This is a genomic window from Saccharopolyspora soli, from assembly GCF_022678645.1.
GTDB lineage: Bacteria > Actinomycetota > Actinomycetes > Mycobacteriales > Pseudonocardiaceae > Saccharopolyspora > Saccharopolyspora soli.
In genome coordinates, this window is record NZ_JALBWV010000022.1 from 111,790 (window position 1) to 127,454 (window position 15,665).

Below are 15,665 nucleotides of genomic sequence, written 5' to 3' on the forward strand. Positions count from 1 at the left end.
GCGGTGAACGCGATTTCTCGCGAAATCGCGCACGCGGTGGATGGCGGCGCCTGCGCGGAGCCGGAGGCGAGGGGCGCTCCGCGCAGGCACCGCGTGGTCTCACTCGCGGCCGTTGAGCTGGGTGATCTGCTTGAACAGCGCGGAGTGGTCCAGCTTGCCGTCGCCCTGCACGAAGGCCGCGGCGACGAGCTGGCTGACCAGGGCGCCGAGCGGAATCGTCACGCCAGCTTCACGAGCGGCTGCCTGCACGATCCCCATGTCCTTGTGGTGCAACTCGATCCGGAAACCGGGCGCGAACTCGCGGTTGCGCATCTTCTCGCCCTTGGCGTCCAGCACGGTGCTGCCCGCGAGTCCGCCGCCGAGCACCTTCAAGCCCGCCTCGGTGTCGACTCCGTGCGCTTCCAGGAACACCAGCGCCTCCGCGAGCAGCCCGATGTTGCCCGCGACGATGAGCTGGTTGGCCGCCTTGACGGTCTGCCCGGCACCGGCCGGTCCGACGTGGACGACCGTGGTGCCGACCGCACCGAGGATCTCGGCCGCCGCCGCGAAGACGTCCGCCTCGCCGCCGACCATGATCGACAAGGAGCCGTCGATCGCCTTCGGCTCACCACCGCTGACCGGCGCGTCGAGCGCCCGCACGCCCTTCTCGGCGGCGGCCTCGGCAACCCGGCGGGAGACGTCGGGGCGGATCGTGCTGCAGTCGATGAGCAGCGCGCCTTGCCGGGCGTTGGCCAGCACGCCGTCCTCGCCCAACACGACGCCCTCGACGTCCGGCGAGTCCGGCAGCATGGTGATGATGACCTCGGCGTCGCTGACCGCGTCGGCCACGTTCGCCGCTGCCTTGCCGCCGTCGGCGAGCAGCTGGTCGACCCTGGCCTGGCTGCGGTCGCAGCCGATGACCTCGTGGCCCGCCTTGACCAGATTGGCGGCCATCGGGCCGCCCATGATGCCCAGTCCGATGAATCCGACCTTGCTCATGGTTGAAGTACCTCCGTGGTTGTGCCGGTCGTGAGCGGGAACGGTTGCTACCGCGACCAGAACCACTCACGACCGCTCGTTCTTGCAAGCGGCGCAGCCGCTTTCGCCAGGCTCGACCGGCACCGCTCAGTCGCGCTTGATCCAGCCGAAGCTGTCCGCGCTGGCTCCGCTGGGCTTGTACTCCAGTCCGATGCGGCCGGTGTAGCCCGCCGCGTCGAGCTTTTCGAAGTAGTGCTCGAAGTCGATCTCACCGGTGCCCGGCTCGTTGCGGCCCGGCGCGTCGGCGATCTGCACGTGCCCGATGGTCCGGGCGTGGCGGTCGATCACCGCGTCCGGATCGTCGCCGTTGACGGTCAGGTGGTACAGGTCGTACAGCAGGCGCAGGTTGTCCACGCCGCCCTCGTTGTGCACCCGGTCGATCACCGCGAGCGCGTCGGTGGCCTTCTTCAGCGGGTACGCGGGCATTCCGCTGACCGGCTCGATCAGCACGACACCGTCGATGCGGGCGACCACCTTCGCCGCGCGCACCAAGTTCTCGGTGGCCACCTGGTCCTGCACGGCCGGGTCGACGCCGTCGATCCGGTTGCCGTACAGGGCGTTGAACGCGCGGCAGCCCAGGCGTTCGCCGATACCGACGGCAACGTCGACGTTGTCGGCGAATTCGCCCGCCCGGTCCGGATTGGACAGCACACCGCGGTCCCCGGCGGGCATGTCCCCGGCGAAGAAGTTCAGCCCTACCAGGGAAACTCCCGCGTCGGAGATGGCCTGCACGAACCGGTCCACGTCACGATCGGCGGGCACCGCGACCGGGAACGGCCACCAGAACTCCACCCCGTCGAATCCGGCCGCTTTGGCCGCGGCGGGTCGATCCAGCAGGTCCAGTTCGGTGAACAGGATCGAGAGGTTGACTTCGTATCGGTTCGGATTCATCGGCACCCCCCTCGGGAATATTTTCCAGATTGTGGAAGTCTTATTTCGTACAACGATAGGCTAGCGACAACGCTCCTGCCGGTCAACGCCCCTTCGGGGTTACTCACCGGTCACAAGCAGCGTTGCGACCTGCGAAGAAGCGCGTTCGCCGCGAGCCAGGAGCCGCCGGGCCACCTCGGCGGATACGGTGCGAACAGGAGGTCACACCAATGATCTTGCGAGCCGAGTTCACCACCGAGCCCTTCGAAGGCGAGGGCGAGCCACCGGCGCATGCCGTGGCCGCTCGTGACTACCTGCGCACCGCTGGCCTGGAGCCCGAGTTCGGTCCGCTGGGCACGTCGATCAGCGGCGAACGCGAGGCGCTGCTGCCCGCGCTGGCCGCCGTGCTGGACACCGCGCTGACCGCCGGAGCGCACCGGATCACCCTGCAGGTGACCGTCGGCGAAGCCGACGACGGTCAGGTTTAGGCTGGTCAGCGTGCATCCGCTCGCCAACGCGATCGCCCCGCTGCTGGAGCACGTCGGCGGCACCGCCGTACCACTCGACGAGCGCGAGCCCGGCGACATCGTCCTGCACTGGGAGGGCACCCCGGCGATCGCCGTGCGGCTGCCCGGCGAAGAGTTGACCAGCGCCCTCGACCGGTTGATCCGGGCGGTCGAAGGGGAACTCGGCGGACGCCTGCCGGACCTGCCGCGCCCGGACAAGCAGCGCGCCGTCCGGCTCCTCGAAGAACGCGGGGCGTTCAACCTGCGCAAGTCGGTGGAAACGGTGGCCAAGGCGCTCGGCGTCAGCCGCTTCACGGTCTACAACTACCTCAACCGCGAGCAACCCGACCGCACCTGAAACCCGGCCCGGCTGTCCAGGCTTGGCCGACACCCGACGCAAGATCACCAACAGACTCCGGGTGCCATCCTCCAGCCAGCGTCACCAGGATTTTTCAACAAAGTGTTGACACTCGGCAGAAGGCGGTCGTAGCTTTTGCCGCACCGGAGCTCGTGACCGGCAACCGCGACACAGCTCAGGCATGCTCGGACTCTCGTCCGCCTCCGCCACTCCCGAACAGCCAACTTCGGGCCGCGCATCCTGTGGGGATTTCCGATGTCAACACCAGCCACCGAACTGGACCGGCTCAACGGTCTGCCCCGCCCGGAATTCGTCCAACACCTGCTCGCCTGCCTGGACGTCCCGCGCTGGGCCGCCGACATCGCCGACCAGCGGCCGTTCTCCGACGTCGACGCGTTCTACCGGGCCGCCGACGACGCGGCCCCTGAACTGACCGCCGAGGAGATCCACACCGCCCTCGACGCGCACCCGCGCATCGGTGAGCGCGCGCAGGGCGGGGACACCTCGGCCAAGTTCTCGCGCCGCGAGCAGTCTGGGGTGGACAGCGGCGATGCCGAGTTGGCCCGCGCGCTGCGCGAGGGCAACGAGGCGTACGAACGCCGGTTCGGGCACGTGTACCTGGTCTGCGCCAGTGGTCGCAGCGGCGCCGAACTGCTGGACATGCTGCATTCCCGCCTCGACAACGACCCGGAAACCGAACTGCGGATCGTCGCCGACGAACTCCGCAAGATCGCACGTCTGAGATTGGCGAAGGTGATCGAAGGATGAGTGCCGTCACCACCCACGTGCTCGATGCCGCGCGCGGCACGCCCGCCGCCGGAGTCGCGATCCGGCTGGAGAGCGCCGAAACCCCGGCCGACTGGACGGCGTTGGCCGAGAGCCGGACCGATGACGACGGCCGGATCAGGAAGCTGGGCCCGGATCGGCTCGCCGCCGGGGACTACCGGCTCACCTTCGACACCGGCGAGTACTTCGACCGCCAGGGCGTCGCGACGTTCTACCCGCAGGTGCAGATCACCTTCCGGATCGCCGACCCGGCGCAGCACTACCACGTTCCGCTGCTGCTGAGCCCGTTCGCCTACTCCACCTACCGAGGGAGCTGATCAACCCATGGGCATCGTCATGGGCCCCAACCAGTACGGCAAGGCCGAGGTCCGCATCGTCGCGGTGAACCGGGACACCCAGCGGCACAACATCAAGGACCTCAACGTCAGCACCTCGCTGCGCGGCGACTTCCGGTCGGCGCACCTGACCGGCGACAACGCCAACGTGCTGCCGACCGACACGCAGAAGAACACCGTCTACGCCTTCGCCAAGGAAGCGCCGATCGGCGAGATCGAGGACTTCGCGCTGCGGCTGGGACGGCACTTCGTCGCCACCCAGGAACCGGTCACGGGTGCGCGGATCCTCATCGACGAGTACAGCTGGCAGCGGATCCCGGTCGGCGGCACCGGCCACGACCACTCGTTCTCGCGGGCCAGCGACGAGAAGCGGACCACCGCCGTCACCATCGACGGCGACCGGGCGCACGTGGTGTCCGGGCTGAAGGACCTGGTGGTGCTGAAGTCCACCGGTTCGGAATTCTGGGGCTATCCCAAGGACAGGTACACCACGCTGGCCGAGACCGACGACCGGATCCTGGCCACCGCGGTCACCGCCCGCTGGCGTTACCTGCGCACCGACGTGGACTGGGGCAAGAGCTTCGAGTCGATCCGGGCGACGATGCTGGAGGCGTTCGCCAGCACGCACAGCCTGGCCTTGCAGCAGAGCCTGTACGAGATGGGCAAGGCGGTGCTGGCGAAGCACCCGGAGGTGGCCGAGGTGCGGCTGTCGCTGCCGAACAAGCACCATTTCCTGGTCGACCTCTCCTACTGCGGGCTGGAGAACAACAACGAGGTGTTCTTCGCCGCGGACCGCCCGTACGGCCTGATCGAAGGTGTCATCACTCGCGACGACGTCGAAGAGGCACCCCAAGCGTGGTACAGCCTTCCCGAGTTCTGAGGTGGGAACGGGGCGATTTCTCGCGAAATTGGCACACCTCCCGCGGCGGTGGGTCCGAAGCAGCCGCTTCGAGGACGCGCACTCGCTGAGAAGGATCACCGTTGATCCGCAGCTGGGGCCACCGGGGATTCCTGGTGGCCCCGATCGCTTTCCGGCTCCGGGCGTCGAGCACGCTCCCGAGCAACCTCCGCTCCACTGTGGACCGAAGGTTAATTTCCCGGCAATACCAGGCAACACGCGAAAAACCCGGCGTTGATAGTGACTTGAACCGACCAAGCCCAGCGGCCCAGGAGTCCTCATGGCCCTCTTCAAGGTCCGCCGCAACCGCGGCACCCGGAACGGACAACCCGCCGATGTGCACCCGGTGGACGAGGTGCTGCCACCGACCCGGATGCTCGCCTTCGGCGTCCAGCACATCGCCGCGATGTACGCCGGTGTGGTGGCGCCACCGCTGATCGTCGGCGAGGCGATCGGCCTGCCGCCGCTGCAGATGACCCTGCTGATCGGGGCGAGCCTGTTGACCGCTGGGCTGGCCACCATGCTCCAGTCGCTCGGGGTGTGGAAGATCGGCGCGCGGCTGCCGTTCGTCAACGGGGTCACCTTCGGTTCGGTGGCACCGATGCTGGCCATCGTCGCGCAGCAGGGCCAGCAGAACCCGCTGTCGGTCATCTACGGTTCGGTGCTGATCGCCGGGGTGCTGGCCTTCGTGGCCGCGCCCTACTTCTCCCGGCTGGTGCGGTTCTTCCCGCCGGTGGTCAACGGCACGGTCATCACGCTCATCGGATTGTCGCTGATGCCGGTCGGCATCAAGTGGATCGCCGGGCAGGACCCGGAAGCGCCCGACTACGCCGCGCCGGAGAAGATCGCGCTCGGTGCGCTGACCTTCGTGCTGGTGCTGTTGTTCAACCGGTTCCTCAAGGGCTTCTGGAATCGGATCGCGCTGCTCATCGGGCTCGTGGCGGGCACCCTGGTCGCCTGGCCGGTCGGGTTGATCGACACCACCACGTTCGAGTCCGCGCCGCTGTTCAACGTGCCGACGCCGTTCGAACTGGGCATGCCGACGTTCAACCTCACCGCGACCATCTCGATCTGCATCGTGATGCTGGTGGCGATGATGGAGAGCACCGCGGACATGATCGCGCTCGGCGAGATCGTGGACCGACCAGCGGACGAGCGGACCATCGCGGCCGGGCTGCGCGCCGACGGCGCCGGTAGTGCGCTCAGCGCCGTGTTCGGCGGTTTCACCTGCAGCGCGTTCGCGCAGAACATCGGTCTGGTGGCGCTGACCAGGGTCCGCAGCCGGTACGTGGTCGCCACCGCGGGCGGTGTGCTGGTGCTGCTGGGCCTGTTCCCGGTGGTCGGCGCTGTCGTGTCGCTGGTCCCGCAGCCGGTGCTCGGCGGTGCCGCGCTGGTGCTGTTCGGTTCGGTGGCCACCAGCGGGATCCGCACACTCGGCAAGTCTGATCTGGGCGATCCGTTCAACTCGCTGGTCGTGGCGGGGTCGCTGGGCATCGGCCTGATCCCGGTCGTCGCGCCGCAGTTCTACGAGCACTTCCCGGCCGCGATGCGGACCGTGCTCGACTCCGGCATCAGCACCGGCTGCCTAGCGGCCCTGCTGCTGAACCTGCTGTTCAACGCGATGCGCAAGCAGCCACCCGAGTCAGCGCCGACGGTGCCCGCTGACGCGGCCGTCGGCGAAGTCCCGGAGCCCCGAGCATCAGAACAGGAATCCGAAAAGCACAGCTCGTGAGCGCACAACCCCATTCAGGTGAGGAGTGAGGGGCACCCTTTACCAAGTAAGTTGGTAAAGGGTGCCCCTCACCTCACGAATGCTTGGGCTTGGCGAACACCCTTCGCACCATGGGTTCGAAGAACTCCAGCGGGAGCGTGTCGTAGGCCGGGTCGAAGCTGGACTGGTCGTAGCGCTCGCAGAAGTCGACGCATGCCTGGTAGTGCGGGCTGTCCCGGTAGCGGTCCCGGACGTTGCGGTCCAGGCCGTAGTGGTGTGCGTAGTAGTACATCTGGAAAGCGCCGTGGTGCTTGATGATCCAGTGCACCTCGTCGCGCACGTACGGCCGCAGGATCACCGCCGCGAACTCGCTGTGGTTCTCCGGCGCCAGGTCGTCGCCCAGGTCGTGCAGCAGCGTCGCGACGACGTACTCCTCGTCGCGGCCGTCGCGGTGCGCTCGCGTCGCCGCCTGGAGGCTGTGCTCGTAGCGGGACACCTGGTAGCCGTCGAAGCTGTTCTGCAGCGCTTCCAACGCCTTCAGCAGCCGGTCCGGCAGCTCGCGCACCTGCCGTTCTTCCAACTCTGCCAACAACAGGTAGTCCTCGCGCGTCCCCTCGGACATCTGCGTGAAGCTGACCGTGCGCATCTGTTCCCCTCTCGTCCCGCGCTACTGCCGCCGTCGCAGCTCGACCACGACATCGCCATCGTCGACGTGCACCGGATAGGTCCTGGCCCGCATCTTCGGATCGACCAGGGACCGGCCGGTGGTGATGTCGAATTCCCAACCGTGCCAGGCACATCGCAGGACCTGGCCGTCCTTGCCGTATTCGTAGCGGTAGGAATCGGTGGGCAGCGCGGTGCCGGTCAACGGTCCCTCGCACAACGCGCCGCCCGCGTGCGGACAGGTGCCGTGCAACGCGAAGAACCGCCCGCCGGAGCGGAAGAGCCCGATCTTCCGACGCCCCACCCGGAACAGCAACCGGTCACCGTCGCGCAGTTCGTCGGACCGGCAGACCACCACCCGACCGGCCGAGTCCGGCTCAAGCGTTCGCACTCGCGGCCTCCGTCCGGACCGGGAGCCGGTAGAGCCGCCGCGCGTTGCCGTCCAGGACCGCGTCCCGCCACTCGTCGGGGAACCTGGTCTTGTACGGGTCGTCGAAATCCCAGTGCGGGTAGTCCGAGGAGAACATCAGCATGTCCTGGGCACCGATGTCGGCCAGCGCGGTCCACAGCGCGTCCGGGTTCTTCGGCCGTTCCAGCGGTTGGGTGGTGGCCCGGACGAACTCGCGGGCGTACTCGCTGGGCAGCCGCTTGAGCCACGGGGTTTCCTTGCGCAGCGCCTGGTAGTCGGCGTCGAGCCGCCACAGCACCGCGGGCAACCACGCCACGCCGCACTCGACCAGCACGAAGCTGGTGCCCGGGTACTTCTCGGGGATGCCGTGCGCGAGCACGCTGGCGACGTGTCCCATGCCCGACTCGCAGAGCATGGCGTGCGCTTCCCAGTAGAACGTCGGCGGGCCGGTGCCGGTCGGGTTGACGTTGACGCCGCTGGTGCCGCCCAGGTGCGCGGCGATCGGCAGCCCCATCTCCGAGGCGGCCGCCCAGATCGGGTGGTAGCAGGGGTCGCCGTAGGGGCGCTGCGATCCGGACGTCACCAGCGCCTGCACCACCTGCGGATGATCGCCGAGCCGCCGGATCTCCGCGGCGGCGCCGTGCGGATCCTGCGGCGCGATGACGATGGAGACGCGGAACCGCTCGTCGTAGCGGGCCCAGGTGTCCAGCACCCAGTCGTTGTAGGCGCGGGCCAGCGCACTTGCGTAGTACGGGTTGGCGAGCGTGGACACCTCGACGGATTCCTCGCCGAGCAGGATCGCGTAGTCCACGTCGTAGCGATCGAGCAGTTGCTCGCGCATGAACGCGTAGTCGGTGCCGGGTGCGCCGCCATCCGGCGGGACGGTGTCGTAGCGGATGTAGCCCTCGGGATGCAGCCAAGGGCGGTGCGCGTGCGGGAAGGAATCCGCGCCGCCCGGCAGCTCACCGCGGTCCAGGTAGTCGCGGAAGTTGCGGTCCAGGTACGGCAGCAGCTCGCGGGCGGAGTTCCAGCCGTTGTGCACGTCGCAGTCGATCATGCCGACTCCTCGGTTGTGCGCAAATAGCACCACTATGCTGATATCGCACGATACAGCTGTCAATGATCCGATCGAGGAACGCATAATCGGAGCCATGAAGCCGCTTGAAACGGTGGACCGGGCGCTGCAACTGCTGCAGGCTTTCGACCGCGACCACCGGGAGTTGTCCGTCGGCGAGCTCGCCGAGGCGTTGCAGGTGCACCACAGCAACGCCTCCCGGCTGGCGGCCACGCTCGCGCTGCGCGGCTTCCTGGAACGGGCCACCGGCAGCGAGCGCTACCGGGTCGGCCCGGAGCTGCGCCGCCTCGGCATGCTCGGCTTCCTCGACCACGACCTGGTCTCGGAGGCGCGCGAGATCATGAACAGGCTGGTCGACGAGGTCGGCGAGACCGTCGCACTGTCCACACTGGACGGCGATCAGGCGGTGGACATCGCCGAGTCGCCCGGTCGGCACGTGATCGGCGCGCGGCAGTGGATCGGTCGGCGCTATCCGCTGCACGCCACCTCCGACGGCAAGGTGTTCCTCGCCTTCGCCGCCCCGCTGGAATCCAGTCAGCTGGAAGCGCTCACCGAGCACACCATCACCGACCCGGACGAGCTCAAGAACGAGATCGACGAGATCCGCCGCCGCGGCTGGGCCACCGCCCGATCGGAGCTCGAAACCGGCATGTGCGGTGTCGCCGCACCGGTTTTCGGGCCGGGCGGGCAGTGCGTCGCGGCGCTCAACATCACCGGGCCGGACTACCGGCTACCCGAACCGGCCCTGCGCGAACTCGGCCGGACGTGCCGCGCGGCGGCCGACGACCTCAGCGCCCGGTTGGGTTTCACCGGCTGAAACGAGCCCACCGCCGGGCAGGTTCGCGCCGCACCGGCGTGGGAGTTCCCGGAGGAAAACCGCATACCCGGCACCGGTATTGGGCCAGGCGTCCGAACTTGCCTCGGCGAACGGCCGCTCTTGCCGTTGCCCGCGCAACAACGTCGGCTCGGATTCGTTGATCAATCGAATCTCGTGCCAACGTTGGGAGACGCAATGCGGATGCGGGCCCTGATCACCGCCGGATTGGTCGGCTTGTCGGTCTTCGCGACCCAGACGGCCGCGACCGCGCAGTCCGCCGGTGACCCGCTCAGTGCGAAGCAGTGGGGACTCGCGCAGATCCGGGCCCCTGAGGCCTGGACGAGCAGCACCGGCGCTGGCCAGATCATCGCCGTGGTGGACACCGGCGTCGACCTCGGACACCCGGACCTGGCACCGAAACTGGTGCCGGGCGCGACTTTCGCCGGTTGCGGCGCGCAACCGGCACCGTGCGGCAACGGCGACTGGCGGGGCGTCGACGGCGTGGGCCAGCAGGTCGACAGCCACGGCACGCACGTCGCGGGCATCGCAGCGGCGGTGGCGGACAACGGGATCGGGATCGCCGGGGTCGCGCCGGACGCGCGGATCATGCCGATCAAGGCGCTGGAGAACGGTTCCGGCACCTTCGCCGACATCGGCGCGGGGATCCGCTACGCGGCAGATCACGGCGCGAACGTGGTGAACCTCAGCCTCGGCGCGCAGCCCGGCTCGCAACTGCTGACGCTGCTCGGATTGACCACCGAAACGAAGGACGCCATCGCGTACGCACGCGAGCGCGGCGTGGTCGTGGTGGCCTCGGCGGGCAACGAAACCGCGCCGCTGTGCGACACGCCGTCGTGGGAGGCGGGCGCGCTGTGCGTCACCGCGACGGACGCCGACGAGCTCCACTCGGTGTACTCGAACCTCGGCATCAAGCTGGACACCAAGGTGGTGGCCGCGCCGGGCGGTTCGTCGTTGCAGGACTGCGACGGCGACATCTGGTCCACGGTGCCGCGAGGTGCCGGTTCGCCGGACTGCGGGCAGGGCGACTACGACGCGTTCGCCGGAACGTCGATGGCCGCCCCGCACGTCGCGGGCGTCGCGGCGTTACTCGGTGCACAGGGCCGCAACGCAGATGGAGTAGAGCAGGCGCTGATGCACAGTGCGCGCACACCGCTGTTGGAACTTCGCGGCGTTTTCACCCCGCTGTACGGCTACGGCGTCGTCGATGCCGCCGCAGCCGTCCAACAACCGCTGTGACCAGGCATTGATCGGTCGTGAGTGGTGCTGGTCGTTCTTGCGGCTATTACCACTCACGACCCGCAGCACGGCGCGCCGCGGCAGAAAAGGTGCAAAATTCCTCGACCGCGCGTCCGAATCTGGGGACAATGATCAGTGCACCGCGTAACCGCGCGGGGTACCGACCGATCCGGGAGCGTGGGCCGATGGACCTTTCGAAGTTGTTCAAGATGGTGTCGCCAGCGAAGCACCACTCGCACGGGCACTACTCCAGCAGTGGTCACCGCCGCAGGCATTCCAGCAGTGGACACCGCCGTCGGCACGACAGCAGCAGCGGCCACGGCCATCGGCGGCACCGCTCCCGCAGCAGCAGCGGCGGCTACTACCGGCGTCGCAGCCACAGCTGATCGCGTGCAAATCGGCTCTGTTCGGTGTTGATCGACTCGTTGGACTCCTACTACTACGGCGAACCGGACCTGGACTGGGGACCGCCGGGATCGCCGCTGACACCAGGTGAATCGCTGGCACCCGGTTACCGGGTCGTCGACCACCTGCGCCGCGGCAGTCGGCTCGACGTCTACGACGTGTGGAGCGAACAGCGGGCCTGCCGTTGCATCGCCAAGACCGTTCGGCCGGAACGTGCCCCGGACGAGCGGGCGGTGGGGTGGCTGCGCAACGAAGGTGTGCTGCTGACCCAGTTCACGCATCCGCATCTGGTGCGCGGCTACGAGATCGTGCAGACCGAACAACCGGTGCGCCCGGCCGTGATCACCGAGACGCTGCCCGGTCACACCCTGAGCTACCTGATCGAGCAGTTCGGTCGACTGCGGCCGATCGACACCGCGGTGTTGGGCATCCAGCTGTGCTCGGTGCTGGGCTACCTGCATCGGCGCGGCTGGGTGCACCTCGACGTGAAACCGTCCAATGTGGTCGAGATCGGTGGCCGCGCGGTGCTGCTCGACCTCAGCTTGGCGTGCCGCATCGGCGAGCACAGCTCGGCCGGGACCTTCGACTACCTGTCCCCCGAACAGGCCAACGGCGGCGAGATGACCCCGGCGGTCGACACCTGGGGGCTCGGCATCACGTTGTACGAGGGCCTGTCCGGCACCACGCCGTGGGCCGACGTGTCGCACCGGGAACGCAGCGCCAACGGCACCCGCTACTACCCGCAACGGGACCGCACCGCCGCGCCGCTGCGCACCCACCGGCGGTTGCCCGCGGCACTGTCCCGGACGGTGGACGCCTGCCTAGACCCGGATCCGAAGGCCCGCCCGACCGTCGAAGAGGTCTCGGCTCGCCTGATCGCCTGGTCCGGCATGAACCCGGAAACCATCGGCACCGAAGAACCCCCACCGTCCGAAGAAACCACAGGTGAGGGGCACCCGTGACCAACTAAGAGGGTGCGCGGATTGGCTTGCGTGGCGGTGCGGGTAGCGGAACCTCAGAGGTCTTCTCGCTGTGGGATCCCCGACATCATGTATGTCCAAATACACCACGTCGGGGCTGTCCTCGCGAGAAAACCTCTGAGAACCCGCGGCGGCGCAAGCTGCGAGGGTGGGAGGAAGCGGCTGACGCCGCTTGCCTGACGACCCCCTCGACATGCCCAATCCGCGCGAGTTCTAACTTGGTCCCGGGTGCCCCTCACCTCGAAAAGTTGTTCAGCGCTTGCGGCGGAAGGCAATCGCGAAGGCGATGAGCACGGCGGCGAGGGCGAACTGGCCGCCCCAGACGATCCGGTTGACGCTGACCGCCGCGTGCCAGGCGACCTCGCCGTCGGCGGAGATCGAGAACGCGCCGACGGGGCGGGAGACCACACCGACACCTCGACCGTCGTCGCTCGGGCGACCCCGGCGACCGCCGCCGACGCGGATGCTGGCCACCGGCACCAGAGTGGTGTCGCCTTGCTGGACGGGCTCGCCGAAGACCTGGTGCTTGCCCAACCGTTCGGCAAGCGTCTCCAGGATGTCGGCCCGATCGGTCTGCTCTGCCATGATCATCCCCTCCTGCGGCACCGAAGCGCGACGTTAGCCGCTCCAGTCGTACGGCGCGCACGATTCGCCCAGCCCACTGGAAGCCACCCGTAGGTATGACCGCAGCGATTTCGTGCGAAATCGCCAGTTCCGCCGCCCGCACGGACGCTGGAACACCACCCGGAAGCTGGGAAATGCCTCGCGGAGTCAGCCAAAACTGCCAATGCCACGGCCCGCCGGGTGCCAGTTCTAGGCAAAACCGGCAAGCCTCCTAGCCGTCATCAGCCCGACAACCGCCTGCGCTGATCGGGACCGAAGAAGCTCCAGGCAGCGCGAACCACCGCTCGGGGTCAGAAGCGGATGACCTGGCGCATGGCTCGGCCAGCGGCGAGCTCGTCCATCGCGTGGTTGATCTCGTCCAGCTCGATCGTGCCCGACACCAGTTGGTCGACCGGCAGCTTGCCCGACCGCCACAGGTCCGCGTACTCCGGGATGTCACGGGCGGGCAGCCCGGAGCCCAGGAACGAGCCGATGATCGTGCGGGTCTCGCTGACCAGCGCCAACGGCGAGATGCTGCTGCGCGCCTCCGGCGAAGCCAGACCGACCGACACCGTCCGACCGGCGGGTGCGGTCACCGAAACGGCCGTCTCGAACGCCTTCGCGTTGCCGCTCGCCTCGACGACCACCGACGTCTTGTGCCTGGACTCGACCGCCTCCTCCGGCGTCAACGCCTTCGCCGCACCGAGCTCAAGGCCGCGGGACCGCTTGCCCGGCAACGGATCGACGACGGTCACGCTCCCGGCCCCGCAGGCGAGCGAGACGAGCACCGCGGCCATACCGACTCCGCCGACGCCGACCACCGTGACGTCCTCGCCCGGCTCCAACCGGGCCGCGTTCTTCACCGCACCGCCACCAGTCAGCACCGCGCACCCGAGCAGCGCACCGATCTCCGGCGGCACGTCGTCGGCGATCGGCACCACGGAGTGGCGGTCCACCACCGCGTGCGTGGCGAATCCGGAAACGCCGCAGTGGTGGTGCACCTCCCGGTCGTCCCAGTGCAGGCGGCGAGCCCCGGAGAGCAGCGTGCCCGCACCGTTGGCCGCCCAGCCCGGTGAGCACAGCTGCCGCCCGCCCGCGCGACACGCGTCGCATTCCTCGCACCGGGGCACGAAGTACAGGACCACCCGCTGGCCCTCGGCGAGATCCGTGACTCCGGCGCCGACCTTGTCGACCCGGCCGCACGCCTCGTGCCCGAGCAGCATCGGCACCGGCCGCACCCGGTTGCCGTCCACAACGGACAGATCGGAGTGGCAGACTCCGGCCGCCTCCAGCCGAACCAGGAGCTCACCGGGCCCCGGCTCGTCGAGGTCGAGTTCGGTGACCGCGAGCGGTTGCGACTTCTCCCACGGCCCCGGCCGACCGCACTCCTGCAGCACCGCACCCCTGATCTTCATCACCACGCTCCTTCGCCAGCGGATCCACGCCCATCCGCTCACGCCGAACGGGTCTTGTCCAGTGGGCCGCCCACCATGCGAGAAGCACGCGGCTACGGCGACTGAAGGGCACCCTTGACCGGCTTACTCGGTCGAAGGTGCCCTTGACTGTTCACCGAAACGTGGTCAGAGGCGCCCGAGTTTGCGGATCTCCGACTCGGACAGCCCGGTCAGCTGCTTGACCTCGTCCGCATCGGTGCCGCCGTTGTCCAACGCCCGCACGAAGGACGCCGCCAGCGCTCGCGCGGTCGCGGGCTCGTCCAGCACCGCGCCACCACTGGCCGACGCGTACGCCGCCAGCCGCGCGGCTTCAGCCGGGGCGGAGTCCCGGAAAGCCGCGAACACCGCCGCGTAGCGGGTCACCAGCTGCGCCGGGTGCATGTCCCAGCCCTGGTAGAAGCCGTGCTCCAGCGAGCGGCGGGTGAGCTCGTAGTGGATTCGCCAGCCGTGGTGCACCTGGTCGCCGACCGGGAGCACGTTCGTCGAGCCGTCCGACAGGAACACCCCGGTTCCGGCGGCCGACACCTGCATCGCGTGCCGCGCGAAGTCGCAGGCGCGGTGCGCGAGGTGCTGGTGCGCGGCGGTCAGCCCGCAGCCGGCGGTGTAGTCGTAAGTGCCGAAGTGCAGCCCGGTGACCCGCCCGCGGCCAGCCCGCAGGAACAGCGGCAGCGCGAACCGCCCCTGCGAATCAACGATGGATTGCGTGGTCTCCACCTGGATCTCGAAGCGCAACGACTTCTCCGGCAGGCCCAACTGCTGCTCGAAGAGCTCCAGCAGCTCGACGAACACGTCGAGCTGCGCGACGTCGACGACCTTCGGGAAGGTGAGCACGAACCCAGCGGGCAAGCTGCCCCACTGCTGCAGCAGCGCGGTGAGGAAGATGTCCAGCGTGCGCACCGAACGGGTCCGCAGCTCAGGGGTGTCGAAGGACTTGACCCGCAGGCCGAAGTTCGCTGGCTCCGCGCCGTCGCGCAGCCAGCCGACGACCACCCCGGCGGTGCGCTCGGCGTCGGCGTCCTCGACTTCGTCGGCGGGGCGGCCGTAGCCGTCCTCGAAGTCGATGCGCAGGTCCTCCACCGGAGCGTTCCGCAGCTTCGCCTGCACCCGCGGATGCACGGCCTGGGCGACCTGCGGGTCCAGGCCCAGGATCTGGACGAAGTCCTCGGGCCGGGCCGCGTCCCGGTCGAGCGCGGCCAGCGCCTCACGACCCCACTGCCGCACCGTTTCAGCGTCCACCTTGTTCGCTGGCACGTAGCAGGTGTGCACCGGCTGCCGAGCCGCGCGCGCTCCCGGATACGTGCGGGCGACGTGTTCGTCCACAGCGGACAGTCGGGCGAGCCGTCGGGTGATCTCGGCGGCTTCCAGCGAGGTTCTGGCCACTTGCGCTCCCTTCGAAAGGTCCGTGCGCCTGCCGGGGCGATCCCGGCAGGCGCCCCCCGTGTGGAGGAGAACAACAGGCAAGCCGGCGGCGCCACGGCATATACGCACACCGAAGCCCCACCCCCCCCCACGAAAACAAGC

18 protein-coding genes are annotated in these 15,665 nt (G+C 68.8%); 10 read left to right on the plus strand and 8 right to left on the minus strand.

Annotated features, from left to right (window positions below; genetic code table 11):
• Positions 1 to 99: 99 nt before the first annotated feature.
• Positions 100 to 1,038, minus strand: a complete 939-nt coding sequence (locus tag MOQ72_RS18640) for a 2-hydroxy-3-oxopropionate reductase (protein WP_277954308.1) — start codon at positions 1,036 to 1,038, stop codon at positions 100 to 102.
• A gap of 66 nt (positions 1,039 to 1,104) precedes the next feature.
• Positions 1,105 to 1,908 (minus strand): hydroxypyruvate isomerase family protein, encoded by an 804-nt coding sequence (locus MOQ72_RS18645; RefSeq protein ID WP_242185059.1) that lies wholly within the window; start codon positions 1,906 to 1,908, stop codon positions 1,105 to 1,107.
• Positions 1,909 to 2,117: 209 nt separating this feature from the next.
• Between MOQ72_RS18645 and MOQ72_RS18650 the strand changes: the two genes are divergently transcribed.
• The 6 genes from MOQ72_RS18650 to MOQ72_RS18675 all read left to right on the plus strand — a co-directional run bounded on the left by MOQ72_RS18650 (position 2,118) and on the right by MOQ72_RS18675 (position 6,502).
• Positions 2,118 to 2,375 (plus strand): thiamine-binding protein, encoded by a 258-nt coding sequence (locus tag MOQ72_RS18650; RefSeq protein WP_242185061.1) that lies wholly within the window; start codon positions 2,118 to 2,120, stop codon positions 2,373 to 2,375.
• Between the two features lie 10 nt (positions 2,376 to 2,385).
• On the plus strand, positions 2,386 to 2,751 hold the full coding sequence (locus tag MOQ72_RS18655; RefSeq protein ID WP_443706318.1) for a helix-turn-helix domain-containing protein: 366 nt from the start codon (positions 2,386 to 2,388) through the stop codon (positions 2,749 to 2,751).
• 255 nt (positions 2,752 to 3,006) lie between these two features.
• On the plus strand, positions 3,007 to 3,519 hold the full coding sequence (uraD, locus tag MOQ72_RS18660; protein WP_242185063.1) for a 2-oxo-4-hydroxy-4-carboxy-5-ureidoimidazoline decarboxylase: 513 nt from the start codon (positions 3,007 to 3,009) through the stop codon (positions 3,517 to 3,519).
• A complete protein-coding gene (uraH, locus tag MOQ72_RS18665) occupies positions 3,516 to 3,854 on the plus strand; it encodes a hydroxyisourate hydrolase (protein WP_242185065.1) in 339 nt (112 codons plus the stop codon). The genes uraD and uraH overlap by 4 nt, the downstream gene beginning before the upstream one ends.
• Positions 3,855 to 3,861: 7 nt before the next feature.
• Positions 3,862 to 4,752 (plus strand): factor-independent urate hydroxylase, encoded by an 891-nt coding sequence (gene pucL / locus MOQ72_RS18670; protein WP_242185066.1) that lies wholly within the window; start codon positions 3,862 to 3,864, stop codon positions 4,750 to 4,752.
• A gap of 298 nt (positions 4,753 to 5,050) precedes the next feature.
• On the plus strand, positions 5,051 to 6,502 hold the full coding sequence (locus MOQ72_RS18675; protein ID WP_242185067.1) for a nucleobase:cation symporter-2 family protein: 1,452 nt from the start codon (positions 5,051 to 5,053) through the stop codon (positions 6,500 to 6,502).
• 73 nt (positions 6,503 to 6,575) lie between these two features.
• Here the strand turns inward: MOQ72_RS18675 and MOQ72_RS18680 are convergent, their stop codons facing one another.
• Genes MOQ72_RS18680 through MOQ72_RS18690 form a run of 3 tightly spaced genes read right to left on the minus strand, consistent with a single transcriptional unit; the run spans position 6,576 to position 8,610 of the window.
• Positions 6,576 to 7,127 carry an HD domain-containing protein gene (locus MOQ72_RS18680; RefSeq protein WP_242185068.1) on the minus strand — a complete coding sequence of 184 codons (552 nt, stop codon included), beginning with the start codon at positions 7,125 to 7,127 and terminating at the stop codon, positions 6,576 to 6,578.
• A gap of 21 nt (positions 7,128 to 7,148) precedes the next feature.
• Positions 7,149 to 7,535 (minus strand): Rieske (2Fe-2S) protein, encoded by a 387-nt coding sequence (locus MOQ72_RS18685; RefSeq protein WP_242185069.1) that lies wholly within the window; start codon positions 7,533 to 7,535, stop codon positions 7,149 to 7,151.
• Positions 7,522 to 8,610, minus strand: a complete 1,089-nt coding sequence (locus tag MOQ72_RS18690; RefSeq protein ID WP_242185070.1) for an amidohydrolase family protein — start codon at positions 8,608 to 8,610, stop codon at positions 7,522 to 7,524. The genes MOQ72_RS18685 and MOQ72_RS18690 overlap by 14 nt, the downstream gene beginning before the upstream one ends.
• Positions 8,611 to 8,704: 94 nt before the next feature.
• On the opposite strand from MOQ72_RS18690, the gene MOQ72_RS18695 reads away from it, so the two are divergent.
• From MOQ72_RS18695 to MOQ72_RS18710, 4 genes are all read left to right on the plus strand, one after another.
• On the plus strand, positions 8,705 to 9,445 hold the full coding sequence (locus MOQ72_RS18695; protein ID WP_242185071.1) for an IclR family transcriptional regulator: 741 nt from the start codon (positions 8,705 to 8,707) through the stop codon (positions 9,443 to 9,445).
• A gap of 195 nt (positions 9,446 to 9,640) precedes the next feature.
• Entirely contained in the window at positions 9,641 to 10,702 is a 1,062-nt protein-coding gene (locus MOQ72_RS18700; protein WP_242185072.1) for a S8 family serine peptidase, read from the plus strand.
• Positions 10,703 to 10,887: 185 nt separating this feature from the next.
• Complete coding sequence (locus tag MOQ72_RS18705) at positions 10,888 to 11,088, plus strand: hypothetical protein (RefSeq protein ID WP_242185073.1); 201 nt, start codon at positions 10,888 to 10,890, stop codon at positions 11,086 to 11,088.
• A gap of 24 nt (positions 11,089 to 11,112) precedes the next feature.
• Positions 11,113 to 12,069, plus strand: coding sequence for a serine/threonine-protein kinase (locus MOQ72_RS18710; protein WP_242185074.1), 957 nt, complete (start codon positions 11,113 to 11,115; stop codon positions 12,067 to 12,069).
• A 270-nt stretch (positions 12,070 to 12,339) separates the two neighbouring features.
• Here the strand turns inward: MOQ72_RS18710 and MOQ72_RS18715 are convergent, their stop codons facing one another.
• The 3 genes from MOQ72_RS18715 to MOQ72_RS18725 all read right to left on the minus strand — a co-directional run bounded on the left by MOQ72_RS18715 (position 12,340) and on the right by MOQ72_RS18725 (position 15,524).
• Entirely contained in the window at positions 12,340 to 12,672 is a 333-nt protein-coding gene (locus MOQ72_RS18715) for a hypothetical protein (protein WP_242185075.1), read from the minus strand.
• Positions 12,673 to 13,001: 329 nt separating this feature from the next.
• On the minus strand, positions 13,002 to 14,105 hold the full coding sequence (locus tag MOQ72_RS18720) for an alcohol dehydrogenase catalytic domain-containing protein (protein WP_242185076.1): 1,104 nt from the start codon (positions 14,103 to 14,105) through the stop codon (positions 13,002 to 13,004).
• A gap of 165 nt (positions 14,106 to 14,270) precedes the next feature.
• Positions 14,271 to 15,524: a DUF6986 family protein gene (locus MOQ72_RS18725; RefSeq protein WP_242185077.1), complete on the minus strand. Its 1,254-nt coding sequence runs from the start codon at positions 15,522 to 15,524 to the stop codon at positions 14,271 to 14,273.
• Between the last annotated feature and the right edge of the window lie 141 nt (positions 15,525 to 15,665).